This is a genomic window from Actimicrobium sp. GrIS 1.19 (genome assembly GCF_035984655.1).
Classification (GTDB): Bacteria; Pseudomonadota; Gammaproteobacteria; order Burkholderiales; family Burkholderiaceae_D; genus Actimicrobium.
This window is the reverse complement of record NZ_JAXCHT010000029.1, coordinates 1-16310: the sequence shown is the minus strand read 5'-3', so window position 1 is coordinate 16310 and position 16310 is coordinate 1. Positions and strand designations below refer to the sequence as shown.

Genomic DNA, 16310 nt, shown 5'->3' with positions numbered 1-16310 from the left:
GTGGATAGTAGCCAACCCCTTTCAACTTTGCAAGCCCACTCATGAAAACCCTGTCCGTCCCCGCTACCCCGCCCGAAGTCGGCGCCACCCTGCAGCGCATGCGTCTCGACCGCGGCCTGACGCTGGAAGACCTGTCGCGCGCCGCCGGCGTGTCGAAATCGATGCTGTCCCAGATCGAACGCGAGAAAGCCAATCCGACCATTGCCGTTGCGTGGCGACTGGCCAATGCGCTGGGCATCGGCATTGGCGAATTGCTGTCGACCGAAGCGCGCCCGGTCGAGACCATTCGCATCCTCGAGCCGCACGAAACCCCGACATTGTCGGGCGATCACGCCGGGTACGTATTGCGCATTCTCGGCCCAATGTCACTTGCCGGTAAATATGAGTGGTACGAATTGACGCTGTCGGCCGGCGGGGAGTTGGTATCGGCGCCACACGATCCGGGCACCACCGAGCATCTGACGGTATTGCATGGCGCCATCGAAGTCGAGGTCGAAGACCACAAGCGCAAGCTCAAGCTCGGCGGCACCGCGCGCTACGAGGCCGACAAGGCGCACGCGATCCGCAATGCCGGCAAGACCGAGGCCAAGGCCTTGCTGGTGGTCATCCATCGCTGAATCGCGCCCTGGTCGAGCGCGCCGTCAAAGCGGCGTGGCACGGAAATTCAGCGTTGTCCCGCTGGTCGCCACCACCAGCCAGTTGCCATCGCCGCCATCGGAGACGTTGGCCGAACCCGCCGTGATGACCGGTTTGGCGAACGCGGACTTGGGGAAAATCCAGCTCAGGCGCGCCAGACTGGTCGGATGCGAGGCGGCGAACTGGCAGTTGCCGTTGGCCGCGATGGCTTCGGTCCACTTGATTTTCGACCGGGTCGTCATGAAGGCAGACATGTCGGCAATCGTGTACCAGCTGAACTTGCCGGCCTGTTTTTTGGTTTTGGCATAGTTCAACATCGCCAGCACCACGTCTGACCATTGTTCGTCCGCCGGCGGATGCATGTAGATCAGGCGGTTGGTACGATTGCGGATGCTGAAGTCGATCAGCGACTGATACCAGCTGCTGACGTCGGTCTTGGGAATACCGTAGTAAATGAACTCATCAAAGGTCGCCCATTCTCCCAGCGGCATGACCGGCTCCAGCCATAACGCCGGATTCCTGCGCAGCCCGCCGATGTAATTGCGGGTCGGTCCGACGCCAGTGTGGCTGAGCGCGTAGGAGCCGATCGCGCCATGTTGCTCGATCCAGTCCGTGGCCCACGTCGGACTGTTGCCCTGCGGTGCGGCATATTCGATGGTGGCATGGCCCAGCGCCGCATCGACTGCGTTGTTGTTCAGCACCAGGTATTGCTGGAAGGTCGCCTGATTGGTCTCGGACACGTTCTCGCCGTAATAGTCGTGAATCCAGCCGCCGTGATTGCCGATCCGGTGCCCCTGCGCCTCCAGCGACCGCAGCATCTGCTGCGCCTGCGGATTGCCCGGCAAATTCCAGCCAAGATGATCGCCAAATGCCACCGTGTCCGGACCGGCGGTGATGTGGATCGAAAACGGTCCATGGGTGAACACGCCCTGCTGCGTCAATGCCGCCATGTCGGTGGTGAAGTTGGAGCACAGATGCCAGTTCAGGGTCAGCCCCGGCAGTGCATTGGGCAAGCTCGACAGATGCGGCAATTTCAGCATCGTGTTGGCGAAATAATGCAGGAAGCCATGCATCGGCATCGCATCCGAACTGCCTTTCAGATAATTCACCGGCAGGTTCACGAACAGCACCTTGCCGCTGCCCACCGTGTTGACGCCCGCTGCCAGCCCGAACTGTGGCGCGCTGGCCAGTTGCAATCCGGCGAAGTTGCCGCGCGTGACGAAGGACGGATAGGTCAGCACGCCATAAATGTAGCCACTGACCGCATGCACCGGATCGGGCGCCGGGCTGCCCAGCGCGATGGCCGCGCTCTCGGTTGTGGCGAGCGCGGATTTGGCGACACCCGCCATGTTGGCGGTCAGCGGCGTGGTGGCGTCCACCAGCGTCAGCTTGCGTGTGGCATTGAAACTGACTGGCTTGAGCGCCGGCGTCTTCGAGCCCGAGACAACCGGCAGATTGGTGCTGATTTTGGCCGCCACCAATCCTTGCTCGGTGCGCACCGTGACATGTGCATCGTACGGATTGCCCCGGAATTGCTGGGCATGGTCGTAGCCGATCACGCCGCCGGGATTGGCCGGGCTGCTCGGCAGATAGAGCGCCTGGTTGGCGGCCAGATTGGCACCCTTGAGGACGCCGATGCGGGTCGCGGTCGCCTTGGCGTCGGTCGGATCAAGCTGCGCTGCCAACATCGCCCCGCTCGTCGCAGCACTGCTGGCGGCAAGCGGCGAAGCCGTGCTGGTAAACAGCATCGATTTACCCGGCGGCACTTGCCATTGACGCAGGATGCTTTCGAATCCGGTCAGCGGACCCAGCCCGGTGGTGCGGTCGCGCAGTTCGTCATACAGCAGGTAATCGACCCCGGCCAGGCTGCTCAGGCGCGACTTCGGCACCGCATACGCACCGGCCGGGGTCAGCGCGCCGAAGTCATACACCAGCATGACCTGACCGCCGCGCGTGACATACCCCTGGATTGCGGCGATCAGCGCATCGGTCGCGCTGACATGCACCTGATCGGGCAGGATGATGCCGCGATAGGCGTTGCTGCCATTGCCGAGCGCGAGGAATTGCGTATCGGTCAGGGTTTCGACGCGCAAGCCCTCCTCGTCGGCCGCATCCAGCCATGACATGACCTGCGGGTTGGTGGTGGCCGTACCGTCTGGAAGCAGCAGGCCGATGGTGCCGGGACTGGGTACGCCATTGGTCAACGCCAAACCGTATGCCGGAGTCAATGACAGCAACGCAAGGAACACCGCGGCGCTGCCGAACAGCCGCAGAAAGCAGGTCAGAAAACCTGGCGGTCGGATGACATGGATCAGGGCGCTGGACGACATGCTGCGACGCCAGCATCGCACCGGCATCATTGAAAATCGGATCATGGGAATTCCCTTCCAAATTGGCTGACAGGCTCCGGTCAAGTCGACCGTTCCTCCAATTTAGTCAGGCGCGGCAGGCGCAGTTTGCGAATGCACAGAGACCCGCGCAATGGCATCGGCAACAAGCGTCCGACATGCAGCGTCGCTGCCGACTCAGGCCAGCACGGTTGCCAGGAAAGTCTTGCCGACCCTGGCCGGTCCGCGCGCCGATCGCATCCCGCGACCGACCACCATCGCACCTTCCAGCGCGCACAGGAAGGCTTCTGCGAGCTCCGCAGCGCCTGCGCCCGCGCGAATCAGTGCGGCACGCTGTCCCTCGGCAACGACACCGGTCAGCCAGTCGAGATTGACCTTGAAGAATTGCGCGACCTCGTCGGTCACGACGTCCGGCAGCGAGTCCGATTCCGCGCTAAGGATGCCGCAGACACAAAGCCGCCGGTCGCTGGCATAGGTACGCTCGAACAGCGCCGCGTAGGCAGTCAGGCGCTGGGGAGCGCGCGCGTGCTGCTGATCGATGCGCAGCAATTCTTCACGGAAGCGGTGCGTGTAGCGCTGCGCGATCACGGCCACGAGTTCCTCTTTCTTGGGAAAGTGGTGATGGATGCTCGGCTTCTTGATGCCGACCAGCCGCGCCACGTCGTCGTAGGAAAAGCCGTTATACCCATGCAGCTGGACCAGCCCTTCGGCGGCATCGACCACGCGTTCGGCCGTCGGCGAGATGTCGGCGAAGTGCTTCATGCGGTCGCGTTGTCGGGCTGCGCGACTGGCAGATGTCCGGTCTTGACCAGAATCGTGCAACCCTCGATGCTGAACGGTCGATGCATGCTCAAGTGCGGACTGCGTATCCAGGTACCGGCCGGGTAGCGCCCGAATTCATCTTCGAAGACTCCTTCCAGCACAAGGATTTCCTCGCCGCCGAAGTGGCGGTGCGGCGTGAATTGCGTCCCCGGCGCCCAGCGCACCAGCGCCGTGTGCTGCGCCTCGAATTCCGACAGCGGCAGCACCGACAAGCCCGGCACCATGCCCGGAAACCAGCTCGCCGTGCGGGTATCGATCACCGTGCGCGCGCGATCGGCCGGATCCAGATGCCGCAGCTTGACGAACAACGTGCAACCCGTCGTCGACCCCGGCGCATGGGAAGAACCCGGCGGGTTCTTGATGTAGGTGCCGGCGCCGAAGCTGCCGGATTCTTCGTCCAGCACGCCCTCCAGCACAAAGATCTCCTCGCCCAGTTCGTGCGTATGACGCGCAAAGTGCGCGCCGGGTGCATAACGCACCAGCGACGTGGCGCGGGCGACTTCGCCGCCGTCGCGTTCCAGCAACTGCCGTGCGATCCCGGCTGCCGGGGAATCGACCCACGGCACCTGCGAGGATTCGACCACGACCCGCTGCGAAAGAATGGAATTGAGTTGCATGGCGTTCCTTTTCATATACCGACTAGTTGGTAGGCATAGTAGGCATGCGCTCCGTGCGTGTCAATGGTCATTGCGAGACGCAGGTGTACAGGGGCGCATGGCGTGGCGACGAAAACCGGCAGTCCGGAACTCCCCGTCAGCGACGAGGAATCCCGGACCGCCGGGGGTCAGGCATTCGAACTTTCGATCCGCGGGGTTTCCCCGGATCGTGACTGCTGCGCCAACTTATTTTTTCATTTCATCTTTGGCCATTGGATCTTTTTCCATCGCATCCTTTTCCATCGATTTTTTTGCCATCTTGTCTTTTTTCATGGTGTCCTTTCCCATTGCATCCTTGGCCATTGCGTCCTTGGCCATTGCGTCCTTGCCCATCGCATCCTTGCCCATTGCATCCTTGCCCATCGCATCCTTGCCCATTGCGTCCTTGTGCATGGCGTCCTTGCCCATTGCGTCCTTGTGCATGGCGTCCTTGCCCATTGCATCTTTTTGCATGGTCTCTTTTTCCATGCCGTCTTTCTTCATGGCGTCCTGTGCCGAAGCCGACACTGCGGCCAATGCCATCATTGCTGCGAAGGTGATTTTTAAAAGTTGATTCATTCAAGGCTCCTGAGGGAAATGCACGCAGTGGCGTGCGACACGGTTGGCATTCGACGCGCAAATTGCCAACCCATTGCATAAAAATTACATGGCACAACATGGCCATCCGATTTGGATTTTTTCAATTCCATGCCTTGGTCACGCATGCGGCGCGAACCTTACAAAACAAATTGCAGAATCCCATCAACGCGGTGATCAAGTCGGTCGTCGTCGTATCCGGAGCCGGCGATGCGCAAGCGGTCCGGTTGCGCGCGGGCAAACCATTGACGCCGCGCATATCGATGCCCTCCGCGCATGCGCTAACATCAGCCATGTCGGCACAATCGCGCGGACGTCCGAACAACATAAAAAAGTGAGAAGCGCATGAATGACGTGAATGCAACGACCGAACTTGAGTACACGGGATTCTGGTTGCGCGTGTGGGCCAGCATCATCGACACGATCCTGATTTCGTTCGTGATCTTTCCACTGCTGTTTGCTGTGTTCGGAAAAGAGCGGCTTGCCAGCGGGGTCATGCTTTCCGGTGCCAGCAACCTGCTGTTTTCCTACTTGCTGCCAGCACTTATCGTGCTGGTCTTCTGGAGCACCAAACAGGCAACGCCAGGAAAAATGGTCATCGGTGCGCGCATCGTTGACGCAAAAACCGGTGGCGCGCCAAGCTTTGCGCAGCAGCTGATCCGCTACGTCGGTTACTTCATCTCGGCCATCCCGTTCTGTCTCGGCTTCATCTGGGTCGGGTTCGACAAGCGCAAGCAGGGCTGGCATGACAAGCTGGCCGGCACCGTCGTGGTGCGGACAAAGAATGGCGGAAACGCGCCGGTCCGGTTTGAATAAGGCATGCAGTGTGACGCCTGACGCGCAACCATTTCGGCACATTTTCCGTCATGTTTTCAGGGCGTGTATGCTGTAATTGTCTTTGCCATGGTGTCGCAAATCCGCCCTGCGGGTTCGACCAAGCCGTCGATCCGCCGCAAGCAACCCGCATTCACGTATCGGAGAAATCATGATCACGTCATCGCCCTTCATCCATTCCTATTTGTTCGTTCCCGGCAACCGGCCGGATCGCTTCGCCAAGGCCTGCAACGCCGGTGCGCATGCGGTGATCATCGATCTGGAAGATGCGGTAGCGCCGGCCGACAAGACTGCGGCGCGCGATGCATTGAGCAACTGGCTCGATAGCGAGGAGGCCCTGGCGAACAAGGTGCCGATCCTGGTGCGCGTCAATTGCGTCAACTCCGGTTGCTTTGGCGACGATCTGCACGCCTGCCGCCGACCGGGTGTAGCCGGTATCGTGGTGCCGAAGGCCGAGCGGGTTGACGACGTCTCGGCGGCCTCGACCGGTGCCCCGGTGTATCCGCTGATCGAAACCATGCTGGGCTTTGCACGCATCACCGAACTGGCGGCAGCGCCGCGCGTGAACCGGTTGCTGTTCGGCACAATCGATTTCAAGCTGGATATGGGAATTGATGGCGACCGCGACGAGCTGCTGTTCTTTCGTTCGAAAATTGTGCTGGCCTCGCGCATGGCGGGCCTGCTGCCGCCGGTCGATGGGGTAAGCACGGAAATCGATGACGATGAAAAGGTTGAGGACGACTGCAACTATGCGCGCCGCATCGGCTTCGGCGGCAAACTGTGCATCCATCCGAATCAGGTGCCCTTCGTCAACCGCAGCTTTGAACCATCGCCACAGAAGATTGAATGGGCCAACAAGATCATTCATGCGGCCGCGGCAGTCGGCGGCGGCGCCATCGCGGTCGACGGCAAACTGGTCGACCGTCCGATGCTGGTGATGGCGCAACACATCATCGAGGAAACCCTGCGCAAGGCGAACACGCTGACTGCGAACTGACGCATAGCGGCAGGAATGCAGCAGACATCAAAAAAACCCGCATTGCGCATGATGGGTAATGCGGGTTGTTGACTCTTTCTGAACCACTGGAACCGACCCGAAGCCGCCAGTCCTGAAATTTTTCCGAGGGCCGGAATGCCGCGCTGGCTGGCGTTCAGGTTGCAGCGCAAGTTGATTCCGTGATCACGTCGCCACCAGCTGCTGCAGATTTGTACTGGCCGCGGCGACGTTTTGCGCATGGCGCATGCGCAATTGCGCACGCTCAGGTGATCGCCTGTAACGCTGCGGGCCATGCCGGCGCACGCGGCGAGACGGACCGACCGGACCCATTTGTCGAGCCCCGTGACCCTGGACCATCCTCACTGCCCATGCCGATCATCCGGCTTCAGACTGCTGCACGGATTGGCTCGTCGCAACTCAGCCATAACCGCCGTACATCCACCCGCGCCCGCAGTTTTGCCGCCAGCAGATACAGTCCTGCCATTTTTCGATGCAATAGCAGCACATCGGCTTGCGGCGTATGCCAGAAATCGCGCTCCATGCCCAACGCCATACCTGCGTCGCGCAAACGTGCCGCCAGATCCGACGTGCCAAAGTCAAAGGCCCCGTCGAACCGTAACGGTTCGCATACGTCGATGAACATGCCAAGCACCGCATCACGATGCCTGGCAGAGGTGTTCTCGTCAAAATAATTCAGCGCGATCGCAGCAGGTGCAATCAGTGCCGGGTCACGCTGGATCGCACCCGTCAGGATCTGCCGGTAGTGCGCCACCATCGGCGCCGAGTACTCCCGTGTCGCGCCAAAATCGAGCAGAATCAAGCGCCCGGTTTCAGGCTCGTAACGATAATTGGCAAAATTCGGATCGGTCTGTATCAGGCCAAACGTGAACAATTCGCGAAACAGCAGCCAGACCAGCAGGCTGACGATCCGGTCACGTTCGGCTTGCGGCGCCTGCGCGAGGCTCTCTATCGGTATGCCATCCATGCGCGTCATGGTCAATACGCTTTCGGTCGTTAGCGCATCGTGCACTTCCGGCAGGGCGTATGCGGCGTTATGGGCCAGCAGGCCGCCGTATCGGCGCAGCGCGGCGCCTTCGCGCAGGTAATCGGCTTCCTCGTGCAACTGTTGCTTGGCCTGCTGCAGCAGCGGTCCGAAGTCAACGGTCCGCGGAATCAGGCCCGACAGCCGGCACAAGGCAGCGACATTGTCGATATCGCTGTCGATGCTTTGCCGCACCCCCGGATACTGAATCTTGATCGCGACGCGCTGACCGCTGCTGGTGACGGCGAAATGCACCTGCCCGATCGAGGCGGCCGCCACCGGCGCGAAAGAAAACTGCCGGAAATGCCGACGCCAGCCTGTGCCCCAATTGGCGTCAAGGACCTCGACCACCTGGCTCATCGGCATGGCAGTGGCATCGGCACGCAGGCGTGCCAGGATTGCGCTGATCTCGGCCGGCAGCAGGTCACCCGCATCCATCGACAACAGCTGCCCGACTTTCATCGCGGCGCCACGCATGTGCGCCAGTTTGTCCGCGACACGATGTGCATTGGCCGGCGTGAGCATCAGTGCACCCAGACGCGGACGTTTGCCCTGGGTCAGATGGCGTGCGCTGTCGGCCAGCATGTTGCCGGCAATGCTGGTGGCCAGCGAGCCCAGTCCAAACAGGCGCGTCAGGCGCCCGCTCGGTACTGCGCGGCCAGCTTTGAGACGGTCTTGCATTTCATCGGACATCGCATTGCTTTCGCTTGCATGGTGAAGAGTGCGCTGCGCCACCGAATCGAGGTGGTACCCGATCCAGCAATCCGCAATGCCACTGGAACAACCGGCCCTGCCCTGTGGCGCCATGCGGCTGCCTGTTACCGGCGCCGATCAAGCGCCATGGATTGACGACGCCACTGGTTATGCGGCTTTCGTGTAGCGCAGCCACACCGCGCCGCCGTTCTGGATTTCGGCCGCCGTGAGGGTCAGGTAGGAAGGCCTGGTCCAATCTTGCTCTGCGACTTCGAACGAGGCCGGATGGGCGCCACGCCCATCAATCAGTGGCAGCACCAAGACACTGATCTCGTCGACCAGTCCGGCGTTGACGAACGAACCGCTGACGTGGGGGCCGCCTTCAACGATCAGGCGTTTGGTATTGAGCTCGGCGGCCAGGACCCGGACCACCTGCGCAAGGTCGATCTCATTCTTGCCGCCGAAAATGTAGGAGACCTTGATTGACTGTAAATAGGCAAGGTAGTCGTCAGCAACCGTCTCGGTGACGACCGCGACGACGTGTGAATCGAGCGCCTGGTTGCTTTTCCATGCGACTTTTCCGTGCGGATCAATGGCGACCGCATAGCAGGCCGCGTCGCGCACAGCAAAGTAATGCGCGCGCGCGATCGGCGTTGTTGCAAGTCCCGCTGGATAACCGTCGCCGTGTGCAATTTCCTGCATGGTGACCCGGCCGCAAATCCAGGCGTCGAACTTGAATTGTTGCGCGAGTTCTTCATACAGCGCGCCGGCGTTTTTTTTGAAGGCGCGATCCCAGCCATCGGTGAGTGCATGGCCATCGAGGGAGGACATCATGTGACAAATAATATAGGGCTGCATCAGAAACTCCTGGCCATTGCGATGAGATAGTTGGTCATGCCTGCGTATGCGAACTGCTGGCGGCGCGATCAGGCAGGGGGCAGCATTTTGTCCTGCGTGCCGGTGTCGAAATCGCTGGCGTGGTGGCGCTCTCGCAGCTGGCTGGCGGGATCGCCCGTGGTCCGGTTCACCATGCGCCCGCGCTGGACCGCCGGGCGTGCAGCGACCTGTTCGGTCCAGCGCTGGACGTGGCAATACTGCTGCACTTGCAGGAACTCTCCCGCTTCATACAATTCGCCTCGGGCCAGGCCACCGTACCAGGGCCAGATTGCCATGTCTGCGATGGTGTAGTCGTCACCCGCGACATACGGGCTTTCGGCGAGGCGCCGGTCGAGCACGTCGAGTTGTCGCTTGACTTCCATTGCGTAGCGATCGATTGCGTATTCGATCTTCGTTGGTGCGTACGCGTAGAAATGGCCGAAACCACCGCCCAGAAAGGGCCCACTGCCCATCTGCCAGAACAGCCAGGACATACATCGCGCACGCGCGGCGCCGTCCTCGGGCAGGAATGCACCGAATTTTTCTGCAAGATAAACCAGGATGGCCCCGGACTCGAACACATGGACTGGCGCTGCTGCGCTGCGGTCGACCAACGCCGGAATTTTGGAGTTGGGATTGATCTCGACGAAGCCGCTGCCGAACTGATCGCCCTGGTCGATCCGGATCAACCACGCATCGTATTCGGCGCCACGGTGTCCGGCGGCCAGCAATTCTTCCAGCATTATCGTCACCTTGACGCCGTTGGGCGTGCCGAGCGAGTAAAGCTGAAGGGGGTGGACACCGACCGGTAGCGCTTTTTCACTGGTCGGACCTGCGACGGGACGATTGATGCTCGCGAAGCGACCACCGCTTTCCTTGTTGGGCGACCATATCCGGGGCGGCGAGTACGGCAATGGATCATTCATACGGAGAACCTTGAAAACGATGAAGCTGGTTGGGCGGCGTCATGACGACGGCATCGGGCAAGCATACCCGATGCTTGCGACCGGCGCGTCCAGCACCCCTGGGCCTCGCCCGGCACCAGGCGTCCCCCTGCCAGCGCCGGATCGCAGATATCTGCAAGCAAACGTGGCGCACCGCGGCACAGCGGCGGCGCCAACTCGCGGCGATGAAAACCGCTAGACTGCGCACTCTGGTCGATCAAAGGCTGTCCCCGTGAACATTCATGAAGCAATTCGATCCCGCCGCGCGGTCAAGAACTTCGATCCGTCGCACCGGATCACCGACACCGGGCAGCAGGAACTGCTGTCCCTCGCCATGCAGTCGCCAACCGCGTTCAACATTCAGCACTGGCGCTTTGTCGTCGTCGAGGAGCGGAAGCTGCGCCAGCAAGTACGGCAAGTCGCATGGGCCAGCCAGTATCACCTTGCGCGCGCCTCATTGAAACAACCACCCGGAAAACGAAGGACGTAACATGCGACCATCCACTGTCCTCGAACTGAACCGGCCACTCATCCGTGAAGCCGTGCGCCGCTTCCGTGCTGCCAATCCACGCGTTTTCCGGGCCTCGCAGGATGGCGCCGGGATCGACGTGGTGGTCGATGCCCTGCCCGGCGCCACCCGCGTTGATTTGGGTGGACTGCAGCAGGAGCTGGAATCCCGTCTTGGCGTACTCGTCACTGTCTGGACCCCGACCGATTTGCCGCCAGCCCTGCGCGATAGCCTGCTCGCCGAAGCCCGGCCGGTCTGATCGCGCTCAAAGCAGCCTGTGCACGAAGATGGCGTCGATGGCCAGATCGCATGTGCGCCCCCGCTCGCAGCCAGGCGCCTGCAATACATCGCGCTGCAAGTCCAGATTCCGGTCATCGGTCGATACCCGCGCGTAACCGGTCGGCAGGGTGACTTGTCCAATCAACCACGAAAGGTCAGTCTGGCGCGACGTTGAATATGGGACAGGGATTGTGGATTGTCGCCACGCTTGCGCAGCCCGCGGCACGGGTACCACCCACGGATCGGCAAAACCCCTCGTTCGTTGCACTATACTTGGCAGATCGTCAACTGCAGCCGCGCCGCCAGAGGTTTCTGCATGCCTGGCTGTACCGCAAGAATTACCATCATTGCTTCATCACGCCGATGAAAAAATTGCTCTTTTCCGCTGTGCGAGTGACGCAGGCTACCCTTCTTGTCGCCGCAAGCATTTCCGGCAACTATTGCGGTGCCGCCTCTACTGACTGGATTCCACCACCTGACTCGTTAGCGCAGGCCTACAGGGGCCGCCTTAAGATCGGCGCAGCTATCGAACCATCACAGCTGGACGGCGCAGACGGAGCATTGTTGGCACGCCAATTCAACAGCGTGGTGGCTGAAAATGTCATGAAACCGTCGCGTATCCAGCCGCGCGAAGGCGAATTCAATTTCGGTCCTGCGGATGCCATCGTCGATTTTGCGCGGCGACATAATATGGCGATGCGTGGACACACGCTGTTGTGGTACCGGCGCACGCCAGACTGGTTCTGGAGCGATCGGTCCGGTCAGCCAGCGTCGCGCGACCTGGTCTTGTCGCGGCTACGGCAACATATCGAATCCGTTGTGGGGCGCTATAAGGAGAACGTCTATGCCTGGGATGTCGTGAACGAGGTCATCGATGAAACGCAGCCAAATTGCCTGCGCAATGACCAGTGGTTCCAGGTCGTGGGCCCGGACTATGTCGACCTCGCTTTTCACTATGCCCATGCTGCGGATCCTCATGCGCGCCTTATCATGAATGAATACGCTACGACACAACCTGAAAAGCGCGCTTGTCTGGAACGTGTCCTCAAGGGCATGCTGGCGCGCGGGGTACCGGTGGATGGCGTCGGCCATCAAATGCATGTAAACATTTATGTGCCATCGGTCGACGCGATCGACCAGACACTGTCGGTATTTGCCAACCTCGGACTTGAAAATCAAATCACCGAGCTGGACATGAGCCTCTACCAGCGCCACGCCTATTTTTTATCCGCCTCATCGGAGCAACTGTTGGCCGAGCAAGGCAAGCGCTACAAGGCCCTGATGCAGGTATTTCTCGCACATCGGGAACTCACTGCGGTGACATGGTGGGGTGTCGCTGACGATCACACGTCGCGTAATTCAGGCTGGGATTGGTGGCGCCGCGACCAACCATTATTGTTTGACAAGAAACAACGTCCCAAAGCTGGTTATTGGTCGGTATTAGAGGCAGCGGAGGGACGCCAGTCTCCCTAGTCCGGCAGGCACTTCAATTTTCACCACGCGTCACGTTTCGGAAATTGATCGTCAGAAAAAAGGGGAAACCGTTCGTTCGACAAGCCCATTTTCTCCACAGAACTTGACCGCTGCACATTCAGTCGCATTTCATTCTGGCCGGAGCCGACAACGTCAACTTCCACCCGAGGCGGAGGTTCAATCGCCTCTATATCGCGCAACGATGGAAAACAAATTTCCAAGCCTTAGAAACGCAGTCGCGCGAACATGACCGGAATATTTTTTCGTTCCATTCTTCGCAATGCGTACAAAGAATAGCTAACCAGCCCGGCTGCCAAAAGATGCGGGTTACCACCTGCCAGTTCGTAAGAATCGATATCGTTCCCCTGATATCCGTTTTTCCCGCGCACATTCGTGTAATAAGTGAAGACGTGGGAGACATTCGAGTACAAATTCGTGGCGATGAAGCCCTGACCAAACGCCGACCTCGCGCCGCCTTCGCTATGAAGCAGCAGCTCTGCGGCCAGGTTGCTGGTCACAAACCCGGCGCCGCTCGCAAGTTTGCGTGTCGCCTGAGTCGGATTGCCCGACCACTTAACATCTGTTTGGCCGCACAGCAGCATGCATTGCGTGCCAGGTACCCGGATGTGAACTTCGTCGGCGCCGGCAATATAAAAAACCGAGGCATGTCCCAGCTCGTGAACATAGATGGCAGCGAAAATGCCCGCTGCCGCACCTAGACCGCGTTGAACATCGGTCTCGTCTGCATGGGCCGGATGGCTCAAAAAAACGCCAATAAGCAGCAATAAACCCTTGTTCATGCGGAGTTTCGCCGAAACTGATTTGTAGCGATTGTGATTTTCATGTACTGCGAGATACGCGTTCTGATTGCATTGCATAGCGCTGAACCAAGGATTCGAAAAAAAAGGGCGCTCAAGGCGGCGCTTTCCTACCAGACTGTGCTGGGACACAATAATCGACATGAGAGCAAAAGCTAAATACCAGACCGATCACAACAATACACAGGATTGCCCCATTTCTCGCAATATGATTGATTCCAGGCTCACTCGCACCGTTGCTGCGCCACATCCAGTCGCCATGCGCCATACGCTACGTGCAATCGCTGCCTTCGAAGTAATCAAGGGTCTTGCCGCATTTGCGGCCGTCGTTGGCGTTCTTGACCTGATGCATCACGATGTAAGGCATCTTGCGATTGAGCTCATCGGCCATTTTCACTTGAATCCAGAAGCCCACTATCCTTCCATCTTCTTACATTATGCCAACCTTCTACCTGACGCCGACCTGCACTCGTTCTTTCTTCTGGCGTGCGGTTACATTGCGATGCGCCTGCTGGAAAGCTACGGGCTGTGGAACGACTATGTTTGGGGTGAATGGCTTGGGGCTCTTTCGGGAGGGATTTACCTCCCGTTTGAATTCAACCACCTGTTGCACAGTCCATCGCTGATTACTGGTCTCGTTCTGGCAGGCAATGTGTTCCTGGCCGCATTTCTTACTGTCCGACTTTGGCGACGGCACCGCCCTGCTATCAATCGGATGCCATAACAACCGTGCAGGTCCGATTGTACGCATGCGCGAACTCGCGCTATCGACCCATCGCAGATCTTGAGAAACGCCACGGCAATGGCTGCGTTGCCTTAGCATCGCTGGCCTAAAGGACGCGCTTTGCCCCGGGAATCTGAAGTAAGACCCACGCCAGCATAAAACTCAGCACCGTAGCGCTCGTGCCGACAATGGCGAAGCTCAGGCTATTTGGGAGCGCCGCATGGGCGAGCAGCAGACCAAGTGCAACTACCACCGGCGGATGCACGATATACGCTGCGTAGACGTAGCTCGACCACCGGGGCCGCGCCCACAGCCGCGCACTTCCAATACGAAAGCGCAAAAGCATTCCCAAGATAATGCCCCAGGCAACGAACGGTTCCCAAAACGCGTACGCGAGTGCCGGGAGGGTCCAGCCACCCGACGTGTCGAATGGCGCGCCACTTGCCGCGCCGGCGGCCACGCCGTATACGAACAGCAGCGGCCCACAGATCCAGGCGACGATTTTCCATACTCGTGCGGTGCTGGAGTCGATTTTCTCAAGCCAGTTGCTACGTGCAGTCGCGCAGCCCGCAGCAAACAACACCACGTAAGAAGCAAAATAACCGATTTGGAGCATCCAGCGCTCCTGTCCTACCGGCACCCATAGGCGGATGAGGAATGCCAGCCCACCTATTCCCAATGCGGCCGCGAGCAGGTGGACTTGGCGAGGGATGAAGCGGTTACCACACCCTGCCTCCGGTCCTGTTATGCGCCAGAGCACATAGGCGAGACTGAACAGAAGTAGTGCCAAGGCAAACCACAGTGGACCGATGTTGAAATAGCCCTCTCGTACCAGAGCGCCCCAGTTCTCAAGGAACGGCTGGTCGTGTCTCACATCTGCCAGTGCGACTGTCATCGGTCCAAGCACGTAGCCATAAACGAGAATCGGAATCCCAAGCCGAATGAATCGGTCGCCCAAGAACCGCAGCGGGCCCTTGCGGTCGAACGACGCCACGCTGAAATATCCGGCCAGCAGAAAAAAGAAGCCCATAAAAAACGCTTGATTGACGGAAACAAAAACGGCGAAGCCAACCCGCTCCAACAAGTGTTCGGTCGGGTATCGCAAATACCAGCCACCGGGTGCTCCAAACATAATCGCACTGTGGTGAAAGATTACGAGGCCCGTCAGGGTTAGTCGGATCTGGTCGAGGAAGTCCGTACGGCGCCGCGATGTGATGCCGGACGTATCGGCGCCTACGATATTTGTATCTATAACCTGCGTCATTAAACCCTCTGGATTAAAAAAGACCGGAGTAATGCACCCAGCCGTTTGATCTGCCTGTTCGCCGCTTAGCCTCAGAAAAACGCTCGTACTCAACTTTAGAGCGAACCGGCAAGTTTAGCGTTGCCCTCGACGGCAACAGATGGAACGGTGGAAAAATCCGCGCATTGTCGCTGAATAATGACCGGTTATCGCCGATTTAGCCCCTCATCCAAAGGATTCGAAGGCCAAAACCAGCGCTCTCTCAGTCCATGTTCTACCAAGATTTCAATCAGATTACGAACCGGAGCGGAAGCCGGAACCTTCGCCCGCAATACGCGGCATGATGACCTTCGTGTGCAGCGAAAACATGCTTCGCGGTTCACGCCCGACGCGTTCCGTCCTGCGGCCTTTCTAACTTGGCCGTACTGGACTGACAGACTTTTTAGTTATCGTGCCGCGCTACACTTGCCTGATTTAGCTAGTTCAAGCTTGGCGACATCTATTTTTCCTTGCTCTTCAGGTATTTGCTCCAGCCCCGCGCCACCAATAAATACGCCCATCTTGATGTACTGCCGAATGAAATATTTTTTATTCGTCTCAAACAGTAACTCAAAGGTATTTGGTGAAAACTCAGATTCAGTATCGACTTTATGGCTTTTTCCGCCCTCAACTTCCGTATAGAAAAATACATCTGGTCCACTCTCGCCGATGCACTTCCCATCGATCCATACGTCTTTCTTAAGGGCGGCGGAGTCAAGAACCAAGTGCAACACGTTAATGGATCGTAGCCGATTCGGCCTGTTTCAAATTGTCGATAATCTCGCCGTAGATTTCGAGCGGA

At 59.2% G+C, this 16310-nt stretch carries 18 protein-coding genes; 8 read left to right on the top strand and 10 right to left on the bottom strand.

The features are described from left to right. Positions 1–41 precede the first annotated feature (41 nt). Entirely contained in the window at positions 42–617 is a 576-nt protein-coding gene (locus RCH09_RS16905) for a helix-turn-helix domain-containing protein (RefSeq protein ID WP_326942309.1), read from the top strand. A gap of 24 nt (positions 618–641) precedes the next feature. Here RCH09_RS16905 and RCH09_RS16900 read toward each other — a convergent pair whose 3' ends face one another. The 4 genes from RCH09_RS16900 to RCH09_RS16885 form a co-directional block, all read right to left on the bottom strand. Beyond that, positions 642–3011 carry a hypothetical protein gene (locus RCH09_RS16900; RefSeq protein WP_326942308.1) on the bottom strand — a complete coding sequence of 790 codons (2370 nt, stop codon included), beginning with the start codon at positions 3009–3011 and terminating at the stop codon, positions 642–644. A 150-nt stretch (positions 3012–3161) separates the two neighbouring features. Next, positions 3162–3746, bottom strand: a complete 585-nt coding sequence (locus RCH09_RS16895) for a TetR/AcrR family transcriptional regulator (protein ID WP_326942307.1) — start codon at positions 3744–3746, stop codon at positions 3162–3164. Further along, the gene (locus tag RCH09_RS16890; protein ID WP_326942306.1) at positions 3743–4423 is read right to left on the bottom strand and encodes a cupin domain-containing protein; all 681 of its coding nucleotides are present in this window, start codon (positions 4421–4423) and stop codon (positions 3743–3745) included. The genes RCH09_RS16895 and RCH09_RS16890 overlap by 4 nt, the downstream gene beginning before the upstream one ends. 225 nt (positions 4424–4648) lie before the next feature. Continuing rightward, positions 4649–5020, bottom strand: coding sequence for a pentapeptide MXKDX repeat protein (locus RCH09_RS16885; RefSeq protein ID WP_326942305.1), 372 nt, complete (start codon positions 5018–5020; stop codon positions 4649–4651). Positions 5021–5118: 98 nt separating this feature from the next. Between RCH09_RS16885 and RCH09_RS16880 the strand changes: the two genes are divergently transcribed. The 3 genes from RCH09_RS16880 to RCH09_RS16870 all read left to right on the top strand — a co-directional run bounded on the left by RCH09_RS16880 (position 5119) and on the right by RCH09_RS16870 (position 6869). Further along, positions 5119–5376: a hypothetical protein gene (locus tag RCH09_RS16880; RefSeq protein ID WP_326942304.1), complete on the top strand. Its 258-nt coding sequence runs from the start codon at positions 5119–5121 to the stop codon at positions 5374–5376. Between the two features lie 7 nt (positions 5377–5383). After that, positions 5384–5854 (top strand): RDD family protein, encoded by a 471-nt coding sequence (locus RCH09_RS16875; protein WP_326942303.1) that lies wholly within the window; start codon positions 5384–5386, stop codon positions 5852–5854. 169 nt (positions 5855–6023) lie between these two features. Further along, positions 6024–6869, top strand: coding sequence for an HpcH/HpaI aldolase/citrate lyase family protein (locus RCH09_RS16870; RefSeq protein WP_326942302.1), 846 nt, complete (start codon positions 6024–6026; stop codon positions 6867–6869). Between the two features lie 385 nt (positions 6870–7254). Here RCH09_RS16870 and RCH09_RS16865 read toward each other — a convergent pair whose 3' ends face one another. The 3 genes from RCH09_RS16865 to yghU all read right to left on the bottom strand — a co-directional run bounded on the left by RCH09_RS16865 (position 7255) and on the right by yghU (position 10406). Beyond that, positions 7255–8592: an ABC1 kinase family protein gene (locus RCH09_RS16865; protein WP_326942301.1), complete on the bottom strand. Its 1338-nt coding sequence runs from the start codon at positions 8590–8592 to the stop codon at positions 7255–7257. 180 nt (positions 8593–8772) lie between these two features. Further along, positions 8773–9462 (bottom strand): dihydrofolate reductase family protein, encoded by a 690-nt coding sequence (locus tag RCH09_RS16860; RefSeq protein ID WP_326942300.1) that lies wholly within the window; start codon positions 9460–9462, stop codon positions 8773–8775. A 68-nt stretch (positions 9463–9530) separates the two neighbouring features. Then, the gene (yghU, locus tag RCH09_RS16855; protein ID WP_326942299.1) at positions 9531–10406 is read right to left on the bottom strand and encodes a glutathione-dependent disulfide-bond oxidoreductase; all 876 of its coding nucleotides are present in this window, start codon (positions 10404–10406) and stop codon (positions 9531–9533) included. A 250-nt stretch (positions 10407–10656) separates the two neighbouring features. Between yghU and RCH09_RS16850 the strand changes: the two genes are divergently transcribed. The 3 genes from RCH09_RS16850 to RCH09_RS16840 all read left to right on the top strand — a co-directional run bounded on the left by RCH09_RS16850 (position 10657) and on the right by RCH09_RS16840 (position 12684). Next, complete coding sequence (locus RCH09_RS16850) at positions 10657–10914, top strand: nitroreductase family protein (protein WP_326942298.1); 258 nt, start codon at positions 10657–10659, stop codon at positions 10912–10914. 1 nt (position 10915) lies between these two features. Beyond that, positions 10916–11191: a nucleotidyltransferase family protein gene (locus RCH09_RS16845; RefSeq protein WP_326942297.1), complete on the top strand. Its 276-nt coding sequence runs from the start codon at positions 10916–10918 to the stop codon at positions 11189–11191. Positions 11192–11484: 293 nt separating this feature from the next. Further along, positions 11485–12684, top strand: coding sequence for an endo-1,4-beta-xylanase (locus RCH09_RS16840; RefSeq protein ID WP_326942296.1), 1200 nt, complete (start codon positions 11485–11487; stop codon positions 12682–12684). A 224-nt stretch (positions 12685–12908) separates the two neighbouring features. On the opposite strand, the gene RCH09_RS16835 is transcribed toward RCH09_RS16840, so the two are convergent. Next, the gene (locus tag RCH09_RS16835; protein ID WP_326942295.1) at positions 12909–13646 is read right to left on the bottom strand and encodes a hypothetical protein; all 738 of its coding nucleotides are present in this window, start codon (positions 13644–13646) and stop codon (positions 12909–12911) included. Here RCH09_RS16835 and RCH09_RS16830 point away from each other — a divergent pair. Continuing rightward, positions 13645–14226, top strand: coding sequence for a DUF2127 domain-containing protein (locus RCH09_RS16830; protein ID WP_326942294.1), 582 nt, complete (start codon positions 13645–13647; stop codon positions 14224–14226). The genes RCH09_RS16835 and RCH09_RS16830 overlap by 2 nt on opposite strands. Positions 14227–14332: 106 nt before the next feature. On the opposite strand, the gene RCH09_RS16825 is transcribed toward RCH09_RS16830, so the two are convergent. After that, complete coding sequence (locus tag RCH09_RS16825) at positions 14333–15490, bottom strand: acyltransferase family protein (protein WP_326942293.1); 1158 nt, start codon at positions 15488–15490, stop codon at positions 14333–14335. 425 nt (positions 15491–15915) lie between these two features. Beyond that, positions 15916–16233, bottom strand: coding sequence for a DUF2846 domain-containing protein (locus RCH09_RS16820; RefSeq protein WP_326942292.1), 318 nt, complete (start codon positions 16231–16233; stop codon positions 15916–15918). Positions 16234–16310 lie beyond the last annotated feature (77 nt).